The organism is Mesorhizobium sp. M5C.F.Ca.IN.020.29.1.1 (assembly GCF_003997375.1).
Classification (GTDB): Bacteria; Pseudomonadota; Alphaproteobacteria; order Rhizobiales; family Rhizobiaceae; genus Mesorhizobium; species Mesorhizobium wenxiniae.
Window position 1 is genome coordinate 1 of record NZ_RZSW01000613.1, and the last position, 3332, is coordinate 3332.

Below are 3332 nucleotides of genomic sequence, written 5' to 3' on the forward strand. Positions count from 1 at the left end.
CGGCAAGCCGGTCGAGAAGGACGACCAGGTCAAAGGCTTTGAGATCGGCTCGGGTGAGTACGTCGTGCTCGAACCCGATGAGGTCGCAGCCGCTGTCCCCGAGAGCGACAAGACGCTGTCGGTCTTGGCCTTCATCGGCTGTTCCGATGTCGACGACGTGTACTTCGACAAGCCGTATTACCTCGCCCCGCCGGATAAACACGCGGAGGAAGCTTTTGGGCTGATCCGCGAGGGCATGCGCAGGAAGAAAGTCGCTGCCATCGCCCAGACCGTCCTGTTCCGGCGCATCCGGACCCTGCTCATCCGGGCCTATGACGAAGGCCTGGTCGCAACGACGCTGAACTTCGACTACGAGGTGCGCTCGGCGGAGGAGGCCTTCGACAACATTCCCGATATGAAGATCGAGGGCGAGATGCTCGAACTGGCCGAACACATCATCAAGACCAAGAAGGGCAAATTCGATCCGACCAAATTCGACGACCGATATGAGGCGGCGCTTGCCGAGCTGGTGAAAGCAAAGCTCGAAGGCAAGAAGATCGCCGTTCCGAAGCCGGCCAAGCGGGAGAAGGTCGTCGATCTTATGGATGCGCTGCGCCAGAGTGCCGGCGTAGGCGGCAAGCAGCCCTCGACAAGAAAGCCCGCGGCAAAGTCAAAGCCGGCGCGCCACGCAAAGGCGAAGCAGACAGCACCGCGTCGGAAGGCCGGCTGATCGATGGCGCTCGAGACCTACCGCAAGAAGCGCAATTTTTCCGTTACCCCGGAGCCGCAGGGGCGCAGGGCGCCCCGGACCGGCAACAGCTTCGTCATACAGAAGCATGATGCCACCCGGCTCCATTACGATTTTCGTCTCGAAATGGACGGCGTGCTCAAGAGCTGGGCCGTCACAAAAGGGCCGAGCCTGATCCCCGGCGAGAAGCGCCTTGCCGTCCATGTCGAGGATCATCCTTTGGAATATGGCGGTTTCGAAGGCACCATCCCTAAAGGCGAATATGGCGGCGGCACCGTTATTTTGTGGGACAGAGGCACTTGGTCGCCGACCGGCGACGCGCATCGCGGCTATGCGAAAGGCCATCTCGATTTCGAACTTCACGGCGAGAAGCTTGGCGGCCGCTGGCATCTTGTGCGGATGGCCGGAAAGCCGCGGGAGAAGCGCGAGAACTGGCTGCTAATCAAAGGCGACGATGACGCCGCGCGCACGGAAGGTGATCCCGACATTCTGGACGAGCGGCCGGAATCCGTCGCGACCGGCCGCAATATCGAGGACGTCGCCGGCGAAGAGCCCGGCTGGTCGTCCAAGACGGGGCGCATTCGGAAGCGCCGCGGCGGCCGCACGGGGGCAACTCAACCAGAAGAGCGGCCTGCAACCGTAAGCGTTCCCCAACCATCAAAGATCAAGGGTGCCAAGAAGGCAGCGCTCCCCGATTTCGTCGAACCGACGCTGGCGACCCTGGTCTCGTCCGCGCCGTCCGGCGAACGCTGGCTGCACGAGATCAAATTCGACGGCTACCGGCTGCAGGCCAGGATCGAAGCCGGTCGCGTCAAACTGTTGACGCGGAGCGGTCTCGACTGGACAAAGAAATTCGGAAAGGCGGTCGTTTCGGCGCTGGCCGATATCCCCGTCGGGACGGCGCTGATCGATGGTGAACTCGTGGTCGAGACCTCCGCCGGCGCATCGGATTTTTCCGCGCTGCAAGCCGATCTCAGCGAGGGCCGCAGTGATCGCTTTCGCTTCTACGTCTTCGACCTGCTTCATCTTGACGGGTACGATCTGCGTGACGTTGCGTTGATCACCCGCAAGGAATTGCTGGAAAAGATCATCGGCGGTGATAACGCCATCATCAGCTACAGCGGACATTTTGAGGAGAATGGCGCTCTGGTCCTGCAACACGCCTGCCGGCTCAGCCTGGAAGGCGTTGTCTCGAAGCTTCGCGACGCGCCCTACCGCTCTGGCCGCAACAAGAACTGGGTGAAGTCGAAATGCTCTGCGCGGCAGGAATTTGTCGTGGCCGGCTATGTCCCCTCGACAACCTCGCGCAATGCGATCGGTTCGCTCATCCTGGGTGTCTATGATGACGGCAAGCTCCATCATGTCGGACGCGTCGGCACCGGCTACACGGCGGCGGTTGCCGAGAGCCTCTTCAAGAAGCTCGAGCGAATACGCATTCCGTCAACCCCGTTCGACGAACGGCTGACCGCCGAGGAGGCTCGGCAAGTCCGCTATGTCAGGCCGGAACTCGTCGCCGAAATCGAGTTCCGGGCGTGGACCGCCGACGGCAATCTGCGCCACGCCTCATTCCGCGGATTACGCGAAGACAAGCCGGCGAAGGAGATCGTCCGCGAAACGCCGAAGACGAGCAAGGCAGCACCCAAACTTCAGCGTCGGAGCGTCAAGCTCACCCATCCCGATCGCCTCTACTGGCCGGACCAGGGCGTGACCAAGGAAGGCCTCGCCGATTATTATGCCGAGGTGTGGCGCTATGCGTCGCCCTACATCGCCGGCCGCGCGTTAGCGCTGGTGCGATGTCCCAACGGGATTTCGGGCGAGCAGTTCTTCCAGAAGCATGCCTGGAAGGGGCTCAACCCCAACATTGTCCTGGTTCACGACCCCAAGGATCCGCCCGACGAGCGGCTGATCAGCATCAATGATCTCGATGGGCTGATCGGTCTCGTCCAATCGGCGGCGCTGGAGATCCACCCCTGGGGTTCGATGGTAAGCGATTGGGAGCGTCCGGACACGATCATCATGGATCTCGACCCTGGCGAGGACGTGAGCTGGGAGGCGGTGATCGAAGCCGCCGTCGAGACCCGCGACCGGCTGAAGAATGCAGGGCTTGTCCCCTTCATCAAGACCTCCGGCGGCAAGGGTCTGCACGTTGTGGCGCCGTTGAAACCGAAAGCGGAATGGCCAGCTGTGAAAGCCTTCACCAAGGCGATTGCCGACTCCATGGCCGCCGACAGTCCCAACCGCTACGTCTCGACCATCACAAAATCCAAACGGCGCGGAAAAATCCTCGTCGACTATCTGCGAAACCAGCGCGGTGCGACCGCAGTCGCACCCTATTCGACAAGAGCACGACCGGGTGCGGCGGTGTCTATGCCGCTTGCATGGGACGAGCTCGGACCCGGCATCGGACCGGCCTATTTTACCGTCGAGAACACACCGACCCGGCTTGCCTCACTATCGTCGGATCCCTGGCAGGATTTCCGAGCTGCCGCAGCGCCGATCGAAGATCGTGCAAACCGACGCAAGAAAGCGGCTTGAGGAGGGCATTGCGAAGATGCATGCATCCGAACAAATCAGGCGATCTGCTCAAACGTGCATTGTTCCGGAG

General features: G+C 61.6%; 2 protein-coding genes. Both read left to right on the forward strand.

Annotated elements, in window-relative coordinates; all coding sequences use genetic code 11:
• A partial coding sequence (locus tag EOA85_RS30780; RefSeq protein WP_127212245.1) for a Ku protein occupies positions 1-709 on the forward strand: 709 nt, incomplete at its 5' end.
• A gap of 3 nt (positions 710-712) precedes the next feature.
• Complete coding sequence (gene ligD / locus EOA85_RS30785; RefSeq protein WP_127212246.1) at positions 713-3262, forward strand: DNA ligase D; 2550 nt, start codon at positions 713-715, stop codon at positions 3260-3262.
• The last annotated feature ends 70 nt before the right edge of the window (positions 3263-3332 follow it).

What these genes read in the sequence shown, in the direction of transcription:
- ligD (WP_127212246.1), top strand. Translation starts at nt 713, where the DNA reads ATGGCGCTCGAGACCTACCGCAAGAAGCGCAATTTTTCCGTTACCCCG.